The following is a 23476-nucleotide window of genomic DNA, read 5'->3' as shown; positions in this document are numbered from 1 at the left end:
TTACAAAATCCCTACAAAATCCTTATAAGGAGCACCTATGACCGTTATGGAACATACTAAGGCTGCAACACTTGATCTAACCAAGCACGGACTGCATAACGTAAAAGAGGTTATTCGCAACCCAAGCTACGAAATGTTGTTTGAGGAAGAAACGCGTGAAGACCTAACCGGTTATGAGCGCGGCGTGGTTACTGAACTAGGTGCGGTTGCCGTTGACACTGGCATCTTTACTGGTCGCTCACCAAAAGATAAATACATCGTCAAAGACGCTACGACAGAAGAACATATGTGGTGGACGTCTGATCAAGTGAAAAATGATAACAAGCCAATCACTCCTGAAGTGTGGGACGAGCTAAAAGAACTGGTCACAAACCAGCTTTCTAACAAACGCTTGTTTGTTGTTGACGGTTACTGTGGTGCAAACCCAGATACACGTTTGAGCATTCGTGTTATCACAGAAGTCGCATGGCAAGCGCACTTCGTTAAAAACATGTTTATTCGCCCGACGGAAGAAGAGTTAGCGACATTTGAACCAGACTTCGTAGTAATGAATGGCGCAAAATGCACTAATCCAAAATGGGAAGAGCAAGGCCTGAACTCAGAAAACTTCACCGTATTTAACCTAACTGAGCGCATGCAACTTATCGGTGGTACTTGGTACGGCGGTGAAATGAAGAAAGGTATGTTCGCCATGATGAACTACTTCCTTCCACTAAAAGACATCGCATCAATGCACTGTAGCGCTAACATGGGCAAAGATGGCGATGTAGCGGTATTCTTCGGTCTATCTGGTACGGGTAAAACGACCCTGTCGACTGATCCTAAACGTGCGCTAATTGGTGATGATGAGCACGGCTGGGATGATGACGGTGTCTTCAACTTCGAAGGTGGTTGTTACGCAAAAACCATCAAACTTTCGAAAGAAGCGGAGCCGGACATCTACAACGCAATTCGTCGTGATGCACTGCTAGAAAACGTAACAGTACGTGGCGATGGCTCTATCGACTTTGATGATGGTTCGAAAACAGAAAACACACGTGTTTCTTACCCTATCTACCATATCGATAATATCGTTAAGCCAGTATCAAAAGGCGGTCACGCGAATAAAGTGATCTTCCTATCAGCCGACGCATTTGGCGTACTGCCTCCAGTATCTAAATTGACACCTGAGCAAACTAAGTACCACTTCCTATCAGGCTTTACCGCCAAACTAGCGGGAACAGAGCGCGGTATTACTGAGCCAACACCAACTTTCTCTGCTTGTTTCGGCGCGGCGTTCCTAACGCTCCACCCAACAAAATACGCGGAAGTACTGGTAAAACGCATGGAAGCAGCGGGCGCTGAGGCTTACCTAGTGAATACTGGTTGGAACGGCACTGGCAAACGTATCTCTATTCAAGATACACGCGGAATTATTGATGCCATTCTTGATGGTTCGATTGAAGAAGCACCAACTAAGCACATTCCAATCTTCAACCTTGAAGTACCAACGTCACTACCAGGTGTGGATCCAAGCATTCTAGACCCTCGCGACACGTACGTTGACCCACTTCAGTGGGAAAGCAAAGCGAAAGATTTAGCAGCGCGCTTTATCAATAACTTTGATAAGTACACAGACAACGCTGAAGGTAAATCTCTGGTTGCGGCTGGTCCTCAGATTGATTAAATCGAGTAACAGCGACGTCGCGTAAACTCAGTGAAAAGTTGGCATTAACTTATCACCTTTACGTAGGCCAAGTTACAAAAATTGCTTCAAGCCCCTCTTTTGAGGGGCTTTTTATTGAATACCACAGAATATTGATACAAGCTAAAGCCTATCTAGTTTTATTTAATAACACACGTAGGTTCTAGCAAAGATGAAAACAGCGCGTCGAGTTCTACTTCTGTTACTGGTTATCTTAGTTGCCATTCCGGCCGCTACGATTGCGCTGCTAACAACATCTTACGCGGACGCAACCTGGCGCTTGCTGTCAAACACCTTTTCTCTTCCCTTCCGGGCCGGAAGCGTGCGTTATGACTTTCCCTATCACCTAACTTTACAACGCGTGAACACCAGCGGAGACGATGCGTCTTACATCGAGCAAGTCGATTTATGGATGAATCCCGATGTTTATCGCGATGGTAAATGGATCGTTGATAGTTTATTGATTGATAGTATGAGCTTGCAGTATGGCGCACCAAAGCTCCCGCCTTTAGACAACGTTTTATTCCATCAAATCGCGCTCAAAAATATTGATTACGCCGACGAGCAGTTCTCTGCCAATGGCATTGACCTTCAAATTCAATCACCACAATGGAATGGTCAATTAATACCATATGGCGAAGTTCAACTTGCAGCTGACCAACTCTATTGGAATGGCGAAGCCTTTAATCAAGTCTTAGTCGATATAGACTACAAATCGCAAGACAGTACGCTTTATGGCACCTCTTTTAACTGGCGTAACAGTCAAATATCTGGGCAAGGGGAGCAGTATCCTCAAGGTTGGTCTTTAGTAAATGTGACCATCAACAAGCTGAAACTGAGTAATACGCAGCGCCAATCACTGCTTGCAAAACCTTGGCACGATCTACCATTTAGCATTAATCATATTAATAGCTTAGATTTGCTTAACGCCGATATTGAATGGGGTGACTGGCACTGGCAGAACTTGGATCTTTCTGTGGAAAACGCCACACTGCCACTGTCTCTCTGGAAGACAAAAGCTCAAGTGTCATTGCAGGCGGATAGCGTTCGATTCCAACAGCAAACCGCAATAGAGCCACGTTTGAGTGCCGCTATCGAGCCAGGAACAATCCAGCTCAACGAGCTCAGCTTAGATTGGCAGCAAGGTCGAGTGCAAGTTTCTGGATTGTTCACGCCAACACAATGGAAGCTCAAAGAAGCCTCTATTCAAGGCCTCAAGTGGGCAACACAGCCAGAAGACAACCTAAATTGGTGGCACGCCGCCACCAGCGAGTTAGAGCATGTTGCAATCGAACGACTCGAAATTGAGCGCAGCCAAATTATCCATCTATCTCACGAACCTTATTGGCAACTTTCCGGTTTAAATATCGAAGGGCAACAGCTTGATATTAAACAGTCGGCTCAACGTTGGGGCCTTTGGCAAGGCGAATTGGAAGTCAGCGTTGTCAACGCCAGCTATGACCAAGTACTCACGTCTCACGCAGCACTTGCCATGCAAAGCAAAGATGGCTTTTGGCAGTTGACTCGCCTTTTTGCGCCACTCGAGCAAGGCTACGTAGAAGGCATCGGACAAATAGATTTGAGTACCCCGAGCCAACCTTGGGCGCTCAACGTCAATGCTGATGGTATTCCCTTATCGCTCTTCCACGATTATTTTTTACCCGACACACTGGCTATTGATGGTTTTTCCGATCTCAGCCTCGATCTACAAGGGTTATCAGGTGATCGCAACATGCTGGCCTACAGCTTATCGGGTGAAGTGGAAGCCAATCTCCGAGATACCCGCTTGAAGTCCCAAGCGGATCATTCGCTCAAAGCCATTACCTTAAGTCCACTGAGTTTAAGCGCGCAACGAGGGGAAGTAGCCATAAAGCCGGTCACAATCTCAGGAAAAGCCATAAGTGGTAAGGTTTGGGGAACATTTGATATGGCCAATAACCCGCTAAGTGGCATTACTTATCAATTGGAAGAGTCGTGCGGAAACATTGAAGGCGATCTACTAAGTGGTGAAACCCACCGTAATGAGTGCGTGAGCGCAACAAAACTGGCCGAGCCTACTGATATTGAGACTCCACAGAAAAATGAACCTTCCATCGAGCAACCAATCGTGATTGATAACATCAACTTGGAGATTCAAGAGGAAGAGCTTTACGAAGAAGTTATCGAAGAAGATGAAGTACCCAACACGCATTCCGCAGCAGAAGAACAAACCCTCTCACCGACAGAGCAAGAAGGTGAAACAGATAAGCGCCCAGCAGATCAGTCGGCGCTTACCCCATCAGCAACTGAGTAACTGCGAGTAGTTCGGTATCAGCATATAGGTACCGACAAAATCAACAGCTGGCGTGTCACCACTATAAATCACTACGTGAATAACGATGCGTGCTTTGCGTCCCGACTCCAATCGGTCTAGGTCACCACTGATCCCATCCAACGAAGTACTTGCCACGGGGTTTTGTTCGACTGGTTGACGATAACGAATCGAGCTGTCGGCCAACACAATATCACCGTGCAACCCACGCTCTTTAAGCAGCAGCCACGTCATCCCCCACCCTGTCAGGGTTGCTAAGGTAAAAGCTGACCCGGCGAACATGGTGTTATGGGGATTAAGGTTGGGATTAAGCTGCGCACAGCATTCAAACTGGTAACCCGTGTACTGGTTAATTTTGATCCCCATTTTGTCGCTAATTGGGATTTGTTGCTCCCAGCGCTGTTGAAGCTCAGTACACCATTCAGGGCGACGTAACACATTGGCCATCGGATCCAGTTGCTTCACCATTTGCTGATGGCGCACAGGGCCACGCTCATCGGTTAGCTCGCCTCGACGCTCAAAGCCATTTTTTTCATAAAAGGCGATAGCATCTTCACGGGCATTACACACCAAGCGTTTCGCTCCTTCTTGGCGCGCTAACGACTCTAGTGCAACCAAAACCAGCGAACCCATCCCTTTGCTACGGCGATTATTTTTAACCGCCATATAGCGGATCTGGCCATCATTGTCCGGCGTAATGTATAAACGGCCAATCGCCATAGGACGACCTCGACCATCAACAATCATGCGGTGATGGCTCATTTCGTCGTATTCATCGCGCTCAGAGCCGATCGGCATACGCCATGGCTCACGAAGCAGTTGCCAGCGAAACTGATAATACTTGTTTATCTGATTATCGGTTTTGGGAGTAATGAGTTTGAACATATCAATCCTTTGAAAGCACAACACTAATCAGTGTCGGAAAAATTACTCCAAGCCAATTCCATGAGCTTGGAGTTAAAGCTTAGACTATGGCGCCTGTGTTACCAGATTAGACCTGCAACCAAAACGTCACTGGACCGTCATTCACCAAAGACACTTTCATATCGGCAGCGAAGCGGCCACGCTGTGTGGGTAAGACTTCTTCACACAAGTCAGAAAAGTAATCATACAAGCGCTCTGCATCAACAGGATGCGCACCGCGAGAAAAGCCAGCTCGCGTGCCTTTTTTTGTATCCGCAGGCAGCGTAAATTGAGAAACCACCAGCACTTTACCTTCCACCTGTTTAACGTTTAGGTTCATCTTGCCTTCGTCATCTTCGAACACACGGTAGGTTGTAACACGCTCCATTAAACGCTTTGCTTTAGCTTCATCGTCGTCCTTCTCTACGCCCAATAAGACCAGCAGACCACGATCAATTTCTCCTACGACTTCACCATCCACACGGACGGCTGCTTCACTGACTCGTTGAATTAGCGCTATCACTACTCTCGCTTCCTTCATCTGTTAACTGAGATTCAGCGGTCGAGTGTATCATGTCTAAATCTTCACTCCAGTGCTCTCGCTCACCAAGCGCAGCCGTAACTTCCGCCCCCAATAACACGATCATCCAGCATAAATACACCCAAACAAATAAGATAGGAATCGCCGCTAACGCGCCGTAGATGAGCTGATAAGACGGAAACTGAGTGATGTAGAGTGCAAAGCCTTTTTTACTCAACTCGAACAGTATCGCGGCGACTGCTGCCCCCATGGCACCATGAGCGAGGTGTACTTTTTTATTCGGCACTAGAATATACAAGCCAAGAAAAGCAAAAAAGGACAGCAACAACGGTAGCCAACGCAGAAATAGATTAAACGCACCAGATAATGTCTCATTCTCTAAAATTTGCAGCGAAGTCACGTACGACGTCGCCGCAATACTCGCACCGACCATGATCGGCCCTAACGTGAGTACCATCCAATACATAGAGAATGAAAAGACTAAACGGCGCTTGTCTTTAACTCGCCAAATGTAGTTTAAGTTCTTATCAATGTTGGAAATCAGCATGACCGCTGCGATGAATAAAAACCCACCGCCAACCGCGCTCATTTTGCCCGTATTCGCCACAAATTCCTGTAATGCCGTATGTACAGCTTCTCCAGAAGCTGGCACAAAATTCTCAATAATGTAGCCTTGCAGCACCTCACCAACGTTCGCAAAAACGGGAAATTTCGACAATATTGATAACAATACCGTCAGCATTGGCACGATGGATAACAAGGTAATGTAGGCAAGATAGCCCGCGTTCACATTCACACGGTCATGCGTTAATCGCTTAAGAAGATACTTAAAAAACGCGACGCAACTTGGCAGTAGATTGATTAATCTCGCCTTGTAACTCTCTGATAACTGGTTCATAGTTCATCCCATAATTAGCGCCGAGGACATAAGAATGCCTTATTTATTAGCAATTGTACTATCAATTTTCACTTTAACAGGGTGTCAATCTGCTTATTACTCAGCAATGGAGCAGGTTGGGTATCATAAACGAGATATTATGGTCGACCGCGTCGAAGATGCCAAAGAATCTCAACAAGATGCACAAGAAGAATTCACCAGTGCACTTGAAGCCTTGTCTGCGATCACCAACTTTGATGGTGGTGAGCTAGAAAATGTCTACAACAACATCAATGACAAATACGAAGATAGCGAAAAAGCGGCTCAAGACGTACGTGACCGTATTGCTGCGATTGAAGACGTATCCGGCGCACTGTTTGATGAGTGGCAAGATGAGCTAGAGCTGTACTCGAGTGCGAAACTGCGTCGTTCAAGCGAGCAAAAACTACGTGAAACCAAAGCCTCGTACAAAACCATGCTTAGCGCTATGAAGCGTGCAGAGAAAAAGATGACACCGGTACTGGACACGCTGCGTGACAACACGTTGTACTTAAAACACAACCTTAACGCCAGTGCGATTGGTTCTTTGCAAGGTGAGTTCTCTAGCTTAGAGAAGGACATTCAGTTTGCGATCAAACAAATGAACGAAGCGATTGCAGAGTCCGATAAATTCCTACAAAAGCTCAATCAAAAGTAAATGATTCAGACCTCCTCCTAGCGAGGAGGTTTTAGTCGGCGACCTTACCGAGTAAACCGATGACTCTTCGAACAAAGCCTACCCTCTCTGGCACAGTTCCCCATGGCACTTCTACCACTTCATAACCCAACTCAGTATAGACACTCACTAACGACTGATGAGTCTCCAATGCTTCTTCAAAGCTGTGCGGACGCACTTCATCTTGTACGTAAATGGATGCTTCTGGTCGACAAGTAAACACCTGACTATGGTACCCAGCGCTTTCGGTTAAGAAAGCTTGGTCAACCTTACAGCCGCCCACTTGTAGGTATGCAATGATGTCGGGGATGGCGCGATCAACAAACGCAACATCATGACAACGCGCATCACTCTTTTGTTTGTCCATCAACCCAAGGCATAACTTGGCAAACTCAGGTAAATTCGTCCACGGCAAAATACCATTTTCTAACTGGCTTTGCTGCTCAATCAAGTCGCGAGACCCTTCAGGAAACGTGGCGTAACCACACGCGTCTAGCGCATTCAGCAGTGTTGTTTTTCCCGCACCAGGCCCACCGGTGATAATAATCGGGTTCATATTCAACTCCAGAAAACAAAAAGCCCCGAGCATAACTCGAGGCTTCTTCTTAATTGAATCGCTTAACGAAAATTATTTCGCGCCACGAGAAGCACGCTTACGGTCGCTTTCCGTTAGGAACTTCTTACGGATACGGATGCTTTCAGGCGTTACTTCTACTAGCTCGTCGTCATCGATGAATTCTAGTGCTTGCTCAAGAGTCATCTTGATTGGCGGAGTAAGAACCTGTGCGTCATCGGTACCTGATGCACGAACGTTGGTTAGCTGCTTACCTTTCAGTGCGTTTACCGTTAGGTCGTTGTCACGGCTGTGAATACCGATAACCATACCTTCGTAAACTTCAACACCGTGACCGATAAATAGACGACCACGCTCTTGAAGGTTGAACAGTGCGTTAGTTAGCGCTTTACCCATCGCGTTCGCGATTAGTACACCGTTTACACGTTGACCGATGTTACCGCCTTTGTGAGGGCCGTAGTGATCAAACGTATGGTAAAGAAGACCTGAACCTGAAGTCAGTGTCATGAATTCCGTTTGGAAACCGATCAGACCACGTGATGGCATAACGAAGTCCATACGCACACGACCTTTACCGTCTGGAGACATGTCTTTCAGCTCACCTTTACGTAGGCCAATGTTCTCCATGATGCCGCCTTGGTGCTCTTCCATTACGTCGATAGTTACCGTTTCGAACGGTTCCATCAACTGACCATCTTCTTCTTTGATGATTACTTCTGGACGAGATACCGCAAGCTCGAAGCCTTCACGACGCATGTTTTCGATCAGGATAGAAAGGTGAAGTTCACCACGACCTGATACGCGGAATTTATCTGGATCGTCTGTTTGCTCAACGCGTAGTGCAACGTTGTGTACCAGTTCCTTCTCAAGACGCTCAAGGATGTTACGTGACGTTACGAACTTACCTTCTTTACCCGCGAATGGAGACGTGTTTACTTGGAACGTCATTGTTACTGTTGGTTCATCAACAGACAATGGTGGTAATGCTTCTACTGCGTTTTGTGCACAGATAGTGTCAGAAATTTTCAGCTCGCCAAGACCAGTGATTGCGATGATATCACCCGCGTTAGCTTGTTCAACTTCGTGACGCTCTAGGCCAAGGTAGCCCATTACTGTACCCACTTTACCGTTGCGAGTTTTACCATCAGCACCAATAATGGTTACCTGCTGGTTTGGTTTAACGCTACCACGAGTTACGCGAGCCACGCCGATAACACCAACGTAAGAGCTGTAGTCTAGCTGAGAAACTTGCATCTGTAGTGGACCATCAAGGTCAACATTTGGCGCGTCAACAACATCAACGATAGTTTGGAATAGTGGTTCCATGTTCTCGCCAGTTTCGCCTTCTTCTAGAGAAGCCCAACCGTTAAGTGCTGATGCGTAAACTACTTTAAAGTCTAGCTGGTCATCAGTTGCACCTAGGTTGTCGAACAGGTCGAACACTTGGTCCATAACCCAATCAGGACGTGCGCCAGGGCGGTCAATCTTGTTGATTACAACGATTGGTTTTAGACCGTGAGCAAACGCTTTTTGTGTTACGAAACGCGTTTGAGGCATTGGACCATCAACTGCGTCAACGATAAGTAGTACAGAGTCTACCATCGACATGATACGCTCAACTTCACCACCGAAGTCCGCGTGTCCCGGAGTATCTACGATGTTGATACGGTAATCGTTCCAGTCGATTGCTGTGTTTTTAGCAAGAATGGTAATACCGCGCTCTTTCTCGATGTCGTTCGAGTCCATGACTCGCTCTTCAGCTTCACCGCGAGACTCAAGCGTGCCTGATTGTTGTAGCAGCTTGTCAACCAACGTGGTTTTACCGTGGTCAACGTGCGCGATGATCGCGATATTTCTTAATTTATCAATCTGTGGAGTAGCCATGGATATTGATTCACTTAGATAGATGAAATGCCCCCACGCTGAGAACGGGTGCTCTCTGGCGACATTTGCTGATTAAAAAAACGGCCATAATGTACCAGATTTTAGCAAAAAGCCTAGAAATATGTGATCTACTCCCGAGCATTTCTGCGATTTTTACGCTTAATGCCCATTTTCTTCCTCAGAACGAATTGATTAAACGCAACTTTATTCTAATCGATGCATAATTCAAATTGACTCTTGCTCAAAAACTGGGCTGAATACGCAATGTACCTGTCACATTATGGTGCAACAATGATTTTTAGCACCATAATAGTGCAATCAAAGATCATTTTGGTGCAAGCAACTGCACCAAACTAGCATTCAAAAACACAATTGCTTGAAATTAATGGAATATTTTTTTTGGCACGGTTTTGGCTTTAGTTAAAACAGCATCGATTAATGAAAAGTCAAATTGATTAATCAATGCCAGGTTTCATGAATAATTCATAAATCGAGCTTTTACCGCTTATTAACACTGGAGGTTATCCAAGATGTCAGTAGAAAACGTTCTATCGCTGATCCAAGAAAACGAAGTTAAGTTTGTTGACCTACGCTTCACTGATACAAAAGGTAAAGAGCAGCACATTTCGATCCCTGCTCACCAAATCGACGCAGACTTCTTCGAAGAAGGTAAAATGTTCGATGGTTCATCAGTTGCTGGCTGGAAAGGTATCAACGAATCAGACATGGTAATGATGCCTGACGCATCTTCTGCTGTGCTTGACCCATTCACGGAAGACGCAACACTAAATATCCGTTGTGACATCTTAGAGCCTGCAACAATGCAAGGCTACGACCGTGACCCACGCTCTATCGCAAAACGCGCTGAAGACTTCATGCGTTCTACTGGTGTTGCAGATACTGTACTTATCGGTCCTGAGCCAGAATTCTTCCTATTTGATGACGTGAAGTTCTCGACAGACATGTCAGGCTCTTTCTTCAAAATCGACGACGTAGAAGCGGCATGGAACACAGGTTCTGACTACGAAGAAGGTAACAAAGGTCACCGTCCAGGCGTTAAAGGTGGTTACTTCCCAGTAGCTCCAGTAGATTCATCTCAAGACATCCGTTCTGCTATGTGTCTAGTAATGGAAGAAATGGGTCTTGTTGTTGAAGCGCACCACCACGAAGTGGCAACGGCGGGTCAAAACGAAATCGCAACTCGTTTCAACACGCTAACAACCAAAGCTGACGAAATCCAAATCTACAAGTACGTTGTACACAACGTTGCTCACGCGTTTGGTAAAACAGCGACGTTTATGCCTAAACCACTTGTTGGCGACAACGGCAGCGGTATGCACGTTCACCAGTCTCTAGCAAAAGATGGCGTAAACCTATTTGCTGGTGACAAGTACGGCGGTCTATCTGAAATGGCGCTTTACTACATCGGTGGTATCATCAAACACGCTCGTGCAATCAACGCATTCGCTAACCCATCAACCAACTCGTACAAACGTCTTGTACCAGGCTTCGAAGCACCAGTAATGCTAGCTTACTCAGCGCGTAACCGCTCTGCTTCAATCCGTATCCCAGTGGTACCAAGCCCGAAAGCACGTCGTATCGAAGTTCGTTTCGGTGACCCAGCGGCGAACCCATACCTATGTTTCGCAGCAATGCTTATGGCTGGTCTTGACGGTATCAAGAATAAGATCCACCCAGGCGAAGCGATGGATAAAGACCTTTACGATCTTCCAGCTGAAGAAGCAGCAGAAATCCCAACTGTTGCATACTCACTAAAAGACGCGCTAGCAGAGCTAGATGCTGATCGTGAGTTCTTAACAGCGGGCGGCGTATTCTCTGACGACTTCATCGATTCATACATCGACCTTAAGTCTCAGGACGTAGAGCGTGTGAACATGACAACTCACCCTGTTGAGTTCGAACTTTACTACTCTGTGTAAGGTCGACACTGTGTAAAATGTAAACACAGCAATAAAATATTAGGCTCGCCTCGCAGGCGGGCCTTTTTTGTATTCGCCAGTCAAGCTTCGACGTTTAACATGAGAGGATAATAAAAATACACTTAGAATTTTTCCTTACAGGTCAAAGAGCTAAGCCATTGAAACGTGAAATCATCGAACAAGAGAAGGTGAGCAATGAAAGTTCAGCTTATTCCATCACTGTGTGCACTCAGCGGATTGTTAATCGCCTCTATCGCCTTCGCGCAGGTCGCGTATACGTGGGTAGATGAAAATGGCGTGGTTCACTTTAGTGATACGCCAAACAAAGGAGCAAAAGCGATCGCACTGCCAAACCTTGAAGCCAGCGCACCAGCTCCTGAGGTAGAAAGTACTGAATCGCTCGCACCTCAGACTACGCCATCTACTGCATCACAAAACAAGCCAGAGAAAACAACCGATCAGCCTCTCCCATTACAACTCTCGATGCTGACTCCCAAGCACAACGAGACCATCCGCAGCAATCGAGGCATCATCAATATTCAATTAGAAACCAATCGCAAGCTTGGTATCGGTGAGCAATTGCAATTGTTACTCGATGGAAAACCTTATGGTGCACCACAAAACCATATAGTGTGGCAGTTAAACAATATTGACCGAGGCACTCACACACTTGCTGTGCACGCGAAAAGAAGCGGCAAGCTTATTGCATCTACTAGCCCTATAACGGTGCATTTACATAGAGCAAGTGTTAAGCCGACCGTAAAAGGGGCAAAATAGAATATCTGGTGAAAAAAATCACATCACAGCGATGCTTTTCACTTTTTCTTCTAAGATTTATTCGCCATACTTAACGTTCAATTGCACCATTATTGTGCATCGCACAATCTTAAAGCAAAACAAGGACGTAATGTGGATACCAGTCTTCCTAGTGCCATTCTCAACAATATGGTGACAGCAACGCTGATTCTTGATGATGGATTGGCCATCCGTTATGCCAATCCGGCTGCCGAATTGCTGTTTTCTCAAAGCGCCAAACGAATTATTGAACAATCACTTTCTCAATTGATTCAGCATGCGTCGCTGGATCTCGCGCTGCTCACTCAACCGTTGCAAAGTGGCCAAAGCATCACCGACAGTGACGTCACTTTCGTTGTTGATGGCCGCCCTTTAATGCTAGAGGTGACGGTTAGCCCTATCACTTGGCAAAAGCAGTTAATGCTTCTGGTCGAGATGCGCAAAATTGATCAGCAGCGCCGACTCTCTCAAGAACTGAACCAACACGCCCAACAACAAGCAGCGAAGCTGTTAGTCCGAGGGCTTGCACATGAGATTAAAAATCCGCTTGGCGGCTTACGCGGTGCGGCGCAATTGCTAGAAAAAATGCTGCCAGAGCCCTCTCTCACCGAATATACACACATCATCATTGAGCAAGCAGACCGTTTAAGGGCGCTCGTGGATCGATTACTAGGACCGCAAAAGCCAGGTAAGAAGACACAAGAGAATCTGCACCAAATTCTTGAAAAGGTTCGCCAACTGGTTGAATTAGAGTCACAACGCTCAATCATCATTGAACGAGATTATGACCCAAGCTTGCCAGAGATTTTGATGGATACAGACCAAATCGAGCAGGCAATGCTTAATATCGTCAGCAACGCCGCACAAATTCTTAGCCATCAAGAACACGGGAAAATAACCATTCGCACCAGAACGGTGCATCAAGCCAATATTCACGGCAAACGCTGTAAACTCGCTGCTCGTGTCGAAATCACAGACAACGGCCCAGGTATTCCACCGGAACTACAAGACACGCTGTTCTATCCCATGGTCAGTGGCCGCGAGGGAGGAACTGGATTAGGGCTATCTATTTCGCAAAATTTGATCGACCAGCACAATGGAAAAATAGACGTAGAAAGCTGGCCTGGTCACACAACATTTACTATTTATCTGCCGATCTGAGTGCGCTAATGGACTTCAAGTCGCGTCAGTTTTTCGGTTTGCTGCAAGGATTACTACATGAGTAAAGGATATGTTTGGGTCGTTGATGACGACAGTTCAATTCGCTGGGTAATGGAGAAAACGCTCTCCTCTGCCAACATCAAATGTGAAACCTATGCCGATGGAGAAAGCGTGTTAATGGCGCTCGAACGCGAAGTGCCGGATGTTCTAGTATCAGACATTCGCATGCCAGGTATTGATGGGTTGGAGCTACTAAAGCAAGTACAGCGCGATTACCCAGACCTTCCCGTGATTATCATGACCGCGCATTCAGATTTAGATGCGGCAGTGAATGCGTACCAAAAAGGTGCTTTTGAATATTTACCAAAACCTTTTGATATTGATGAAACTTTAACTCTGGTTGAACGAGCCATTGCACACAGCCACGAAAACAAACGCGAGCAGCTCTCTCCAGAAGACATTCCAGCAGAAACGCCTGAAATTATCGGTGAAGCACCAGCGATGCAAGAGGTGTTTCGCGCCATTGGTCGTCTTTCTCGCTCCTCTATTTCAGTCTTGATTAACGGTGAATCGGGCACGGGTAAAGAACTCGTTGCTCATGCACTGCACCGTCACAGTCCACGTGCTAACAAACCTTTCATTGCGCTCAATATGGCGGCGATTCCCAAAGACTTGATTGAATCAGAACTGTTTGGCCACGAAAAAGGCGCGTTTACGGGGGCAAACAATGTTCGTCAAGGACGATTCGAACAAGCCAATGGCGGCACTCTATTTTTAGACGAAATCGGCGACATGCCATTGGACATTCAAACTCGTTTACTACGCGTTCTAGCTGACGGGCAGTTTTATCGAGTGGGCGGTCACTCTCCGATCAGTGTCGATGTACGAATTGTCGCGGCAACACACCAGAACTTAGAAAAGCTGGTGCACGAAGGTGACTTTCGTGAGGACCTATTTCATCGCTTAAACGTGATTCGCGTTCAGATCCCGGCACTGCGTGAGCGTAAGCAAGACATTGAAAAGCTTACACAGCATTTTCTCATCCGTGCGGCTGATGAGCTTGGTGTGGAAACAAAAACTCTCCACCCGTCGACTGTAGAGATTCTTAACCGCCTTGATTGGCCTGGCAACGTGCGTCAATTAGAGAATATTTGCCGTTGGTTAACCGTTATGGCCAGTGGTAGCGAGGTGTTACCAAATGACTTGCCAAGCGAACTACTAGAAGAGAAAAAATCCATTTCAGACTCTGCACATGGTAGTTGGCAAGAACAATTGGCGGATTGGGCACGGCATTCACTCGCAGCAGGAGATAAAGAACTACTTTCTTACGCTTTACCAGAATTTGAACGCATTTTATTAGAAGCAGCCTTAGAGCACACTAAAGGTCATAAGCAAGATGCCGCTAAAGTATTAGGCTGGGGGCGAAATACACTCACCAGAAAATTAAAAGAATTGTACTGACAATCACTTACGTGGTGCGTTAACAACGAGCGTCGTTTGTCACTCGATATTAATAAAAACATCAGTACAATTGTGGCGCACCACCATCTATGTGATTAGGCGATGTCTACTGCTACGACTCAAATTACACTGCGTACTGCTGTTCTGATTCCATTTGTCATGATCTTCTTACTGGCGATCGGTGTCATTGTCTACGTCCAAAAACAAAGTTACGAAGAAGTGGTCACGGATATCAGTGACAAGCAACTTTCCGTGTTAACCGAAAGTGTCCACGACCACCTCAATAGCTATCTACGTAAGCCTTTTACTGCGGTTATGGCTCTCGCGCACAACGTCAGCTATCACAACCTTTATCGCCCTCACGATACCTCAGACATTCAAAACTACCTGCTAAGTGCATTCAAAAATCTTTACCAATCGATACCGCAGTTGGATGTAATCGCATTTGGTTCAGAAAACGGCGACTTTGCAGGCTTTCGCCGCGAACTTTCCGACGATTACACCTTAATGGTGCAAGATCGCCACACCGATGGTGATCTGGTTATTTATGGAACCAACCATGTGAGTAACAACATTCGAACGGTTATCTCCCAATACGATCCTCGCACTCGCCCATGGTATAAGCCCGTTGCAGAGAGCCAAAACGCCACTTGGTCTGAAATTTATACCAACGCTGATGAACGCCAGGATATTACGCTATCAGCCATGACGCCGGTGTACAAACACGACCAATTTGCTGGTGTTTTGGTGACAGACATTCGTATCAATACATTCAACGAATTCCTGCGCGAGTTAAAATACAACACTAAAGCGTCGGTCTACATCATGGACCCAGATCATCGTTTAATCGCTCACTCAGGCCCGGGAAGCGTCATCTCATGGGGCACAAAATTTTCGGATAAAGGGCAGCGTTTGCTTGCCGCTGAAAACGCAGACCCGATCATCAAAATCAGTGCGAGCCGCGTCCGGTCTTTCGATCTCAACAACACCAAGCAACCTTATACTTTTTCATTTGAACATGATGGACAACGTATTTTCAGTCGGCTAACCCCGTATCGAGACCAAGATGGCTTAACATGGTTTATTGGCACCTCCATTTCGGAGTCCGAGCTTCTCGGCCTGTTACCAAAAAGCCAGCAAGAGAGTTGGCTCGTTGGCATTATTGTAAGCCTATTTGGGATCGCCATCAGTTGGATCATTTTCAACCGAGTTACCAGACCAATTAACGCGACGGCCGCCGCCGCTCAGCACCTGGCAAATGGGGATTGGGATAGCGGCATGCCAAAGCCTGGTTATGTGTATGAGACAACCGTACTGGTTCATGCTTTTAATGAAATGGCGAACAATCTAAGAGCTTCATTCAAAGCATTGCGTGAACAGTTAGTTTATGACTCTCTAACACGCTTATATAGCCGTCAGGGTTTGGTCGAAATCTGTGAAAATCAGTCTCATCTTTGTCACGGCAGTTTATTTTTACTTGGTATCAACAAATTTAGAGATATCAACGACAGTGTGGGTCATCACAACGGCGACCAGTTGTTGGTCAGCATCGCTGAAAGGCTAAAACAGCAGTTTCGTGACAACGCATTATTGGCTCGGATTGGTGGTGATGAGTTCGCGGTGTTTCTCTCAAATGTCGACACGGAAACCAAAATTAAACAAACCGAGCGTCGATTACAGCAACTCTTTTCCACCCCATTTATGGTGGAAGGCGAGAATGTAGTGATGAAGATTTCACTTGGTATTGTACAAACCCAGCCAAACGAAACCATGCCTTTATGGTTACGCAACGCCAGCATCGCATTAAGTTACGCTAAACAAGACTCACTGACTGGTGTTTGTCACTACAGCCCAGAACTAGCGAGCGCTTCAAAGTTTCGTACGCAAATGCTGACCAAGATCCAAACTGGCATTGAAAACCGAGAGTTTATTCCTCATTACCAACCGATTGTGGATCTCGTCAGTGGCACAGTGTGTGGCGCCGAAGCACTTGCGCGTTGGCATAGCGACTCAGGTATGGTGTCACCATTAGATTTTATCCCAATCGCGGAAGAAAGCGGCATGATCAAAGCCATCGGCCAACAGATTCTGTTACAAGCTTGTCGCGACACTTACCAAGCGATCGAAAGCAAACAGTGGCCGTCGGACTTCCAACTGCATGTGAATATCTCCGTTAATCAACTATCTTGCCCAAGTTTTGTTGATACGGTGATAAGCGTATTGGATATCACGAAATTACCAGCAAGTAACCTCACACTAGAGATCACAGAATCACGTATCATTGATAGCGCACCGACCACACTAGAAAATATGACTAAACTGCGTGAAATGGGTATTGGTATCGCGATAGATGACTTTGGCACCGGCTACTCATCACTGGGTTACCTCCACTCTCTGCCGTTTACCTGCTTGAAGATTGATCGCACCTTCATCAATCAACTCACACAAGAAAACTTAAACAGTTCAGTCGTCGCTGCCGTCATCAATATCACAGCAGGTCTCAAAACTAATGTCGTCGCGGAAGGTGTCGAGGATAGCAATCAAGCACAATTACTGCGCTCTTTAGGCTGTAATCAGGTGCAAGGCTTCTACTACAGCCGCCCTATGCCACTAGAAGAATGGCCAACACATTTGGTGAACATGAAGTAGAAAAGAGCGAGAATCGTTGATTTCCTAGTCATCCTCTACTGACAATCTACCCAACTGTTATTTATACTTAACTGCAAATCTTACCCATGTATTGTCACAGATGATGTTTGGGCCCTGTTCCAGTTCATAACTATCGGATCGACAAAATGATAACGAAGAACCTTCCTCTTACTGATTTGCACCGTCACCTCGACGGTAACATTCGTACTAAAACGATTCTTGAGCTAGGCCAAAAGTTTGGCATTGCCCTACCAGCGTACGATATTGAGTCTCTCACTCCTCACGTTCAAATTGTCGAAGCGGAACCCTCTCTTGTTGCTTTCCTTTCTAAGCTCGACTGGGGTGTTGCTGTACTGGGCGATCTAGATGCGTGTCGTCGTGTCGCGTACGAAAACGTAGAAGACGCGCTAAACGCACAAATCGATTACGCAGAGCTGCGTTTCTCTCCTTACTACATGGCGATGAAACACAAACTACCAGTAGCGGGGGTTGTTGAAGCCGTCGTGGACGGTGTGCAAGCGGGTATGCGCGATTTTGGCGTGAAAGCCAACCTGATCGGTATCATGAGTCGTACATTTGGTACTGACGCATGTCAACAAGAACTGGACGGCATTCTGAGCCAGAAAGATCACATCGTTGCCGTTGACCTTGCGGGTGACGAGCTAGGCCAACCGGGTGATCGCTTTGTGTCTCACTTCAAGCAAGTACGCGATGCTGGCCTTGGGGTAACGGTCCATGCTGGTGAAGCAGCAGGTGCAGAGAGCATGTGGCAAGCAATCAATGAGCTGGGCGCAACTCGTATCGGTCACGGCGTAAAAGCGATTCACGATCCAAAACTGATGGATTACCTAGCAGAAAACCGCATTGGTATTGAATCTTGCCTGACGTCAAACTACCAAACAAGTACGGTAGAAACGCTAGAAAACCACCCTCTCAAGCAGTTCCTAGAGCATGGCGTTCTTGCGTGTTTGAACACTGACGATCCAGCGGTTGAAGGCATCGAACTGCCATACGAATACGAAGTAGCGGCACCAGCCGCTGGCCTGAGCCAAGACCAGATTCGCCAAGCGCAAATCAATGGCCTTGAGATTGCGTTCCTTTCAGAAGCAGAAAAATCGGAACTGAGAGAAAAAGTAAAAGATCGCGCTTAAATCCAGCGAAAACATAAAAAAATGCCAGCATCTGCTGGCATTTTTTATATCTTGAATCTGTATCTCTGATTAAATAACACGAGAGAACTGTTGCTGACGTGCCTTTGCTCGTAGGTATTTATCGAAGCTCATACAAATATTACGGATCAACAAACGACCTCGCAGCGTCACACGAATTTCATTATCATCCACTTCCACCAGCTCATCGTTAATAAAGGTCTGAAGTAGCTGCAAATCTTCTTTAAAGTACTGTTCAAACCTCACTTTAAACTCAGACTCAATGGCTTTCTTGTCTAACTTGAAGTTACAAATCAGCTGCTTAATCACTTCGCGACGGAGCAAATCATCAGAGTCCAGCGAGACCCCTTTCCATAGAGCGTGACGAAGTTCGTTGACTTGAGCGTAGTATTTCTTCAGCTCTTTCTGGTTTTGCGCGTACGCATCGCCGATCATCGAGATTGCAGAAACACCAAAGCCAACCAAGTCACATTCACCTTGTGTGGTGTAGCCTTGGAAATTGCGATGCAAAATACCTTCGCGCTGGGCAACAGCAAGTTCATCGTCCGGCAAAGCAAAGTGGTCCATACCGATAAATTGGTAGCCAGCACCAGTCAGTGTCGCGATGGTGTCTTGCAGAATCGCCATCTTCTCCTCTGCTTTTGGCAGGTCTTCGTCTTTAATCTTACGCTGCGCTGCAAATAGCTGTGGCATGTGCGCGTAGTTAAACACGGATAGACGGCCCGGCTGCATCTCTAGCACTTGTTCTAGAGTCTTGGCAAAAGATTCTTTGGTCTGCTTCGGTAAACCGTAAATCAAATCTAGGTTCGTCGAACGAAAGCCTAACTCTTTTGCGCGCGCAACCATCGCAACGATGAACTCTTCATCTTGCTCACGATTCACCAGTTTTTGCACTTCTTTGTTGAAGTCCTGCACACCGATGCTCAAGCGATTGAAGCCTTCACTACGCAGATGATCCAGCATGGTCAGCTCGATTTCACGCGGGTCAACCTCGATACTGATTTCAGCATCGCTACTAAAAGTAAACTCTTGGCGTAGCAGGCTCATTACACGCGTGATTTGCTTTTCAGAGAGAAACGTCGGTGTACCACCACCAAAATGCAATTGCGTCACGGTGCGACCCACAAGTAATGCAGCACGTTGACGAATTTCGTGTTCAAGCACGTCGAGGTATTCATCCGCTTTGTGCGAGTGGCGCGTAATGACTTTATTACATCCACAGTAGTAACAAAGCTTGTGACAGAACGGAATGTGTACGTACAGCGATAATGGGCGTTCTGGGTATTGAGTGCATGCCATATCATAATCAGAAATGGTGAACGCTTCATGAAACTCCAGCGCCGTTGGGTACGACGTATAACGAGGCCCGGAATAGTTGTACTTATCCAATACCGCTTGATCCCAGACGATTTGCTGTTTCGATTCAGTGTGTTGATTCGACATGGTGGTACTTTCCGTTAAATGCTAGGGCAACGAAAGCCGTCACCCGATATTCAGAGCCGCTATTTTGCCATACGACGATGACAAGCGTGGCAACGCCGACTGGCTTTTTAAGTATAAAACTAAAGAAGTGCTAGCGTGATCACGATACCCCCATTAGCCATAAGGAGACTATTGGAGGTCGCGCTTAAATCATCTGAATATTGATTTGATTATTCAGTGGCTGGACGTTTTTCTGCAACACTTTGAGCTCCTCAATAATCGCATCAGTGAGGCGGCTTTCCGCTTTATGACGCGTCAAGTTCTGTTGCATACGCTCTTTCTTGGCAAGTTGTTGGCGTTCTTCGCCACGCGCCATATCTTTCACGATGTGGTAAAGCTCAGAAATCGCAGGGTACGTTTTATCGAAATCAACGCGGTCTTCACCTTGTACATAATCCATGATGTTATACACACGGATACTGATTTCAGATAAATCGCACTGGCCTTGAATGCCCGCCTGACACAAGGTATGCACATTCTCAAAAATGTTGGCGTTACGTTTGTCTATCGCCAATTTTTGATGCTTCAGCTGCAATTCCTTTTGCTTTTTCAATTGAAGCAGAAGGTAACCTGCATAAGAAGCGAGTGCGATGATAATCACAACACCAGCAATAGCTAATAAGGTTACATTCATAGCTTAATTATCCTTTATAGTCGTCGAAATTAATGTCGTCGAAATCTGCCAGCAAGTCATCATCGTTGCGCGTGCTTTTCTTAGCAGGTGCAGTGAAATCTTCCTCTTCTTCAGGTTCCAACAAGCCTAGTTGGTCCATTAGCTTCTCAATGCGATCGAGTTTCTCATCGACGAATTTCTGTAGACCTGTGCCCAGGTTTTCACCCGCTTCAATACGGTCTAGCAACACGTTCAATTGCGCGTCATTTTCTAGCATCTCTAGTTCTTGCTCTGCCGACAAACGACGCTCTTGCTTCGTCATTTTCTTCGCAGGTTCAACAATCAGAGGTATTTTCTTTTTGCTGCCTAAGCGCGGGTCGCGATTTTGTGCAGCAGCTTGCTTTTTCTGCTCGTTAACTTCTGAGTTACGGTTACCCGTTTTCAGACCTTTACGCTTTTTAGCACGCTTGCGTAAGCGGCCTTCCACATCAGATTCTGTACGGTTACGAGTTACAACAAACTCAGGTGCACCAGCGGCACCCGGTTTTCTAGATTTTTTACTACGGCTCATTACTGGGGTTTCCTCAGTAAAATTACATCATTACCAATAAATTCGAGTTCGAGCTTATCCCGCTCTGCTAGGAACTGGAACGTGTCACGACTAAAGAACACTACGTGAGTGAGATCGTTCTTATAATGCCATGATTTGAAAGCCTCCACGTCGATGACCATTTTCGTCATCAGGCCTATCCAGCCCCCTGGCTTAACTAAATTCAACCATTGCTTCCACACCAAATCTGGGTGGTAGAGGTGCTCTATCACCTCTGTTGCTGTCATGAAGTCGTACGTTTTTTCTAAAACCGACGTATCAGGGTGGTAGTAGAGATCGTACAACGCCATGTTGTGCCCCGCCTCTTCCAGCATCAAGGAGAGCGTTGGGCCAGGACCACAACCAAAGTCAATACCATTTGATTGTGGAGAAATTCGCTCTGTGATCGGGTCAGCAATACGCGACAAAAAGCGTCGGTAACCCAAATCATCGGGGTTGTTCTCATGCAAATCATAGTGAGCTTTTTCGCTTTCCGCATCCAAACGTTGGTCTGGATTTACGAATACCAAGCTGCACTGCTCACATTGAAGATATTCACGACGCTTATCTTCAAAATAATGGTGAGTGCGCTGATTTTGGCATAAAGGACAGGTATGCATGCTGACTTCCTCAAACAGGGATGCGAAACATACCAGAAAGTGAACTCGGATTGGAGTGTTGTTGAGTATTTTTTCAGCAATTTTTGTTAAAAAACTTTGTTTACAACCTATAAAGCTAAATAAGTGCAGTAATATCAATTCAAGTTACGACTGAGCAAGTCAACGGATATAAAAAAAGCGACAGTCAGACTGTCGCTTTCTAAGTGCCATCAATTGGCGAAACTGTGTTGCACACATTTGGTGCACCAATGATCCCTTTGTTTTTAGAGCTTTCCCTGCCAAAAAGAGTTGTTTTTCATCTTCCTGATGAATTTTGGCTATCCGTTTACTTCCTGTCTACTGAGCAACTTCCTGTGCCTGATCCGTTTCACTGTCTTAACCGTCAGACGAGATGACCATCCTTATCTGATAGGCTCCCTACCTATCTAAATCCCTTTCTAAATCACCAAGCATCCGAGCTACATCCTTGGAGACCTAAACCGTGGTCTTAAATCCTTACATTCACCCCCTGTGAACGACTTCTACTTTACGCCATCCCGTTATACTCACAAGTAATGGGTTGAAAAAAAATCCGCCTATTTTTCTAAAAAATCAAAATTATCATTTAATCAAAAACTTAAAAACACTAACAAGAAAAAGTCAACATCAAGTATGGCAGATGTCTCACAAACTGCCGAGCCAACTATCGCTTTTGCATCCAAACTCGACTGTGATATCTGTCACGAACAAAAATGCCCTAGTGGATTCACTAGGGCATTTTTGTACAAGTTGCTCGAACGATGTAGGGACATCTACCCAACCAGCTCAAGATGCAGGATCTTGAGCGATTTAGGTATATTAGTGCAGACCGCCAACGTATTTAGACAGCACTTCGATATCTTCGTCTGTCATTTTCTTCGCGATGTCGCGCATCATGGCATTCATATCATTACCACGGTCGCCATCACGGAATTTTTCTAGCTGAGCTTTGATGTAGTCAGCATGCTGACCAGAAATTTTCGGGAAACCTGAAAGCTCAGTACCATTGCCACGAGGACCATGACATGCAATACATGCGGTTAGGCCACGCTCGGCATCACCAGCGGTATAAAGCGTTTTGCCTTTTGCTACTACATCTTCAGGTGTTGAGTTTTCTGAAACTGGTAGCGAAGCGTAGTAAGCAGATAGGTCTGCGATATCTTCATCGCTCAGTGGCATTGCCATACCACTCATTACAGGATCGTAACGACCTTGTTTACCACCACTTGTCATGCCTAGCTTAAGTTCTTTTAACTGCTTCTCAAGATACTTAGCGTGTTGGCCTGCGAGTTTCGGGTACGTTGTTATTGCACTGTTGCCATCTGCTCCGTGACAGGCGACACAGGTTTGTGATTTTGCTTTACCAGCCTCAATATTACCTTGGGCCCATACTGAGCAACTGGCTAAAAGACTCAAAATTAGCGCTAATTTCTTCATGACATTCCATTATAATTATCAAGCTTCCAGTACCACGGAATGTGAACATACCG

General features: G+C 46.1%; 19 protein-coding genes. 9 read left to right on the top strand and 10 right to left on the bottom strand.

The genetic code is table 11. The features are described 5' to 3' along the window. Positions 1–37 precede the first annotated feature (37 nt). Both pckA and R7E00_RS10705 read left to right on the top strand, forming a co-directional pair. A complete protein-coding gene (pckA, locus tag R7E00_RS10710) occupies positions 38–1666 on the top strand; it encodes a phosphoenolpyruvate carboxykinase (ATP) (protein ID WP_005379288.1) in 1629 nt (542 codons plus the stop codon). A gap of 190 nt (positions 1667–1856) precedes the next feature. Then, positions 1857–3977: an AsmA family protein gene (locus R7E00_RS10705; protein ID WP_262606306.1), complete on the top strand. Its 2121-nt coding sequence runs from the start codon at positions 1857–1859 to the stop codon at positions 3975–3977. Here R7E00_RS10705 and R7E00_RS10700 read toward each other — a convergent pair. From R7E00_RS10700 to R7E00_RS10690, 3 genes are all read right to left on the bottom strand, one after another. After that, positions 3963–4880, bottom strand: coding sequence for a bifunctional GNAT family N-acetyltransferase/hotdog fold thioesterase (locus tag R7E00_RS10700; protein ID WP_005379283.1), 918 nt, complete (start codon positions 4878–4880; stop codon positions 3963–3965). The genes R7E00_RS10705 and R7E00_RS10700 overlap by 15 nt on opposite strands. 106 nt (positions 4881–4986) lie before the next feature. Then, complete coding sequence (gene dtd / locus R7E00_RS10695; protein ID WP_005379282.1) at positions 4987–5421, bottom strand: D-aminoacyl-tRNA deacylase; 435 nt, start codon at positions 5419–5421, stop codon at positions 4987–4989. Further along, entirely contained in the window at positions 5393–6337 is a 945-nt protein-coding gene (locus R7E00_RS10690) for a virulence factor BrkB family protein (protein WP_005379281.1), read from the bottom strand. The genes dtd and R7E00_RS10690 overlap by 29 nt, the downstream gene beginning before the upstream one ends. Positions 6338–6371: 34 nt before the next feature. On the opposite strand from R7E00_RS10690, the gene R7E00_RS10685 reads away from it, so the two are divergent. After that, a complete protein-coding gene (locus R7E00_RS10685) occupies positions 6372–7013 on the top strand; it encodes a DUF2959 domain-containing protein (RefSeq protein WP_005382972.1) in 642 nt (213 codons plus the stop codon). Between the two features lie 31 nt (positions 7014–7044). Here R7E00_RS10685 and R7E00_RS10680 read toward each other — a convergent pair whose 3' ends face one another. Both R7E00_RS10680 and typA read right to left on the bottom strand, forming a co-directional pair. Continuing rightward, positions 7045–7587 carry an AAA family ATPase gene (locus R7E00_RS10680; RefSeq protein WP_262606307.1) on the bottom strand — a complete coding sequence of 181 codons (543 nt, stop codon included), beginning with the start codon at positions 7585–7587 and terminating at the stop codon, positions 7045–7047. Positions 7588–7659: 72 nt separating this feature from the next. Continuing rightward, positions 7660–9489, bottom strand: a complete 1830-nt coding sequence (gene typA, locus R7E00_RS10675; RefSeq protein ID WP_005379276.1) for a translational GTPase TypA — start codon at positions 9487–9489, stop codon at positions 7660–7662. A 530-nt stretch (positions 9490–10019) separates the two neighbouring features. Between typA and glnA the strand changes: the two genes are divergently transcribed. The 6 genes from glnA to add all read left to right on the top strand — a co-directional run bounded on the left by glnA (position 10020) and on the right by add (position 18646). After that, the gene (glnA, locus tag R7E00_RS10670; RefSeq protein ID WP_005379275.1) at positions 10020–11429 is read left to right on the top strand and encodes a glutamate--ammonia ligase; all 1410 of its coding nucleotides are present in this window, start codon (positions 10020–10022) and stop codon (positions 11427–11429) included. A 195-nt stretch (positions 11430–11624) separates the two neighbouring features. Further along, complete coding sequence (locus tag R7E00_RS10665; protein ID WP_042522597.1) at positions 11625–12206, top strand: DUF4124 domain-containing protein; 582 nt, start codon at positions 11625–11627, stop codon at positions 12204–12206. A 132-nt stretch (positions 12207–12338) separates the two neighbouring features. Then, complete coding sequence (glnL, locus tag R7E00_RS10660) at positions 12339–13385, top strand: nitrogen regulation protein NR(II) (RefSeq protein ID WP_017821940.1); 1047 nt, start codon at positions 12339–12341, stop codon at positions 13383–13385. Between the two features lie 57 nt (positions 13386–13442). Then, a complete protein-coding gene (gene glnG, locus R7E00_RS10655; RefSeq protein ID WP_005379267.1) occupies positions 13443–14846 on the top strand; it encodes a nitrogen regulation protein NR(I) in 1404 nt (467 codons plus the stop codon). A 102-nt stretch (positions 14847–14948) separates the two neighbouring features. Then, a complete protein-coding gene (locus tag R7E00_RS10650; protein ID WP_054579550.1) occupies positions 14949–17495 on the top strand; it encodes an EAL domain-containing protein in 2547 nt (848 codons plus the stop codon). Positions 17496–17641: 146 nt separating this feature from the next. Beyond that, entirely contained in the window at positions 17642–18646 is a 1005-nt protein-coding gene (gene add, locus R7E00_RS10645) for an adenosine deaminase (RefSeq protein WP_005382965.1), read from the top strand. 69 nt (positions 18647–18715) lie between these two features. On the opposite strand, the gene hemN is transcribed toward add, so the two are convergent. The 5 genes from hemN to R7E00_RS10620 all read right to left on the bottom strand — a co-directional run bounded on the left by hemN (position 18716) and on the right by R7E00_RS10620 (position 23423). Beyond that, on the bottom strand, positions 18716–20107 hold the full coding sequence (gene hemN / locus R7E00_RS10640; RefSeq protein WP_025768296.1) for an oxygen-independent coproporphyrinogen III oxidase: 1392 nt from the start codon (positions 20105–20107) through the stop codon (positions 18716–18718). 184 nt (positions 20108–20291) lie between these two features. Further along, entirely contained in the window at positions 20292–20780 is a 489-nt protein-coding gene (locus R7E00_RS10635) for a DUF2489 domain-containing protein (RefSeq protein WP_005379254.1), read from the bottom strand. Positions 20781–20787: 7 nt separating this feature from the next. After that, positions 20788–21330, bottom strand: a complete 543-nt coding sequence (gene yihI, locus R7E00_RS10630) for a Der GTPase-activating protein YihI (RefSeq protein ID WP_025768295.1) — start codon at positions 21328–21330, stop codon at positions 20788–20790. Further along, positions 21330–21968: a class I SAM-dependent methyltransferase gene (locus tag R7E00_RS10625; RefSeq protein ID WP_005379250.1), complete on the bottom strand. Its 639-nt coding sequence runs from the start codon at positions 21966–21968 to the stop codon at positions 21330–21332. Before R7E00_RS10625 ends, yihI begins: the two co-directional genes overlap by 1 nt. Before the next feature lie 837 nt (positions 21969–22805). Further along, a complete protein-coding gene (locus tag R7E00_RS10620) occupies positions 22806–23423 on the bottom strand; it encodes a c-type cytochrome (protein WP_005379248.1) in 618 nt (205 codons plus the stop codon). Between the last annotated feature and the right edge of the window lie 53 nt (positions 23424–23476).

The sequence above is a fragment of the Vibrio sp. Vb1755 genome (genome assembly GCF_033338635.1).
GTDB lineage: Bacteria > Pseudomonadota > Gammaproteobacteria > Enterobacterales > Vibrionaceae > Vibrio > Vibrio alginolyticus.
This window is presented reverse-complemented; position numbering and strand designations above follow the sequence as displayed.

Coding starts and splice junctions, on each gene's coding strand:
- pckA (WP_005379288.1), top strand. CDS start 38: ATGACCGTTATGGAACATACTAAGGCTGCAACACTTGATCTAACCAAG.
- R7E00_RS10705 (WP_262606306.1), top strand. CDS start 1,857: ATGAAAACAGCGCGTCGAGTTCTACTTCTGTTACTGGTTATCTTAGTT.
- R7E00_RS10700 (WP_005379283.1), bottom strand. CDS start 4,880: ATGTTCAAACTCATTACTCCCAAAACCGATAATCAGATAAACAAGTAT.
- R7E00_RS10690 (WP_005379281.1), bottom strand. CDS start 6,337: ATGAACCAGTTATCAGAGAGTTACAAGGCGAGATTAATCAATCTACTG.
- R7E00_RS10685 (WP_005382972.1), top strand. CDS start 6,372: ATGCCTTATTTATTAGCAATTGTACTATCAATTTTCACTTTAACAGGG.
- R7E00_RS10680 (WP_262606307.1), bottom strand. CDS start 7,587: ATGAACCCGATTATTATCACCGGTGGGCCTGGTGCGGGAAAAACAACA.
- typA (WP_005379276.1), bottom strand. CDS start 9,489: ATGGCTACTCCACAGATTGATAAATTAAGAAATATCGCGATCATCGCG.
- glnA (WP_005379275.1), top strand. CDS start 10,020: ATGTCAGTAGAAAACGTTCTATCGCTGATCCAAGAAAACGAAGTTAAG.
- R7E00_RS10665 (WP_042522597.1), top strand. CDS start 11,625: ATGAAAGTTCAGCTTATTCCATCACTGTGTGCACTCAGCGGATTGTTA.
- glnG (WP_005379267.1), top strand. CDS start 13,443: ATGAGTAAAGGATATGTTTGGGTCGTTGATGACGACAGTTCAATTCGC.
- R7E00_RS10650 (WP_054579550.1), top strand. CDS start 14,949: ATGTCTACTGCTACGACTCAAATTACACTGCGTACTGCTGTTCTGATT.
- add (WP_005382965.1), top strand. CDS start 17,642: ATGATAACGAAGAACCTTCCTCTTACTGATTTGCACCGTCACCTCGAC.
- hemN (WP_025768296.1), bottom strand. CDS start 20,107: ATGTCGAATCAACACACTGAATCGAAACAGCAAATCGTCTGGGATCAA.
- R7E00_RS10635 (WP_005379254.1), bottom strand. CDS start 20,780: ATGAATGTAACCTTATTAGCTATTGCTGGTGTTGTGATTATCATCGCA.
- yihI (WP_025768295.1), bottom strand. CDS start 21,330: ATGAGCCGTAGTAAAAAATCTAGAAAACCGGGTGCCGCTGGTGCACCT.
- R7E00_RS10625 (WP_005379250.1), bottom strand. CDS start 21,968: ATGCATACCTGTCCTTTATGCCAAAATCAGCGCACTCACCATTATTTT.
- R7E00_RS10620 (WP_005379248.1), bottom strand. CDS start 23,423: ATGAAGAAATTAGCGCTAATTTTGAGTCTTTTAGCCAGTTGCTCAGTA.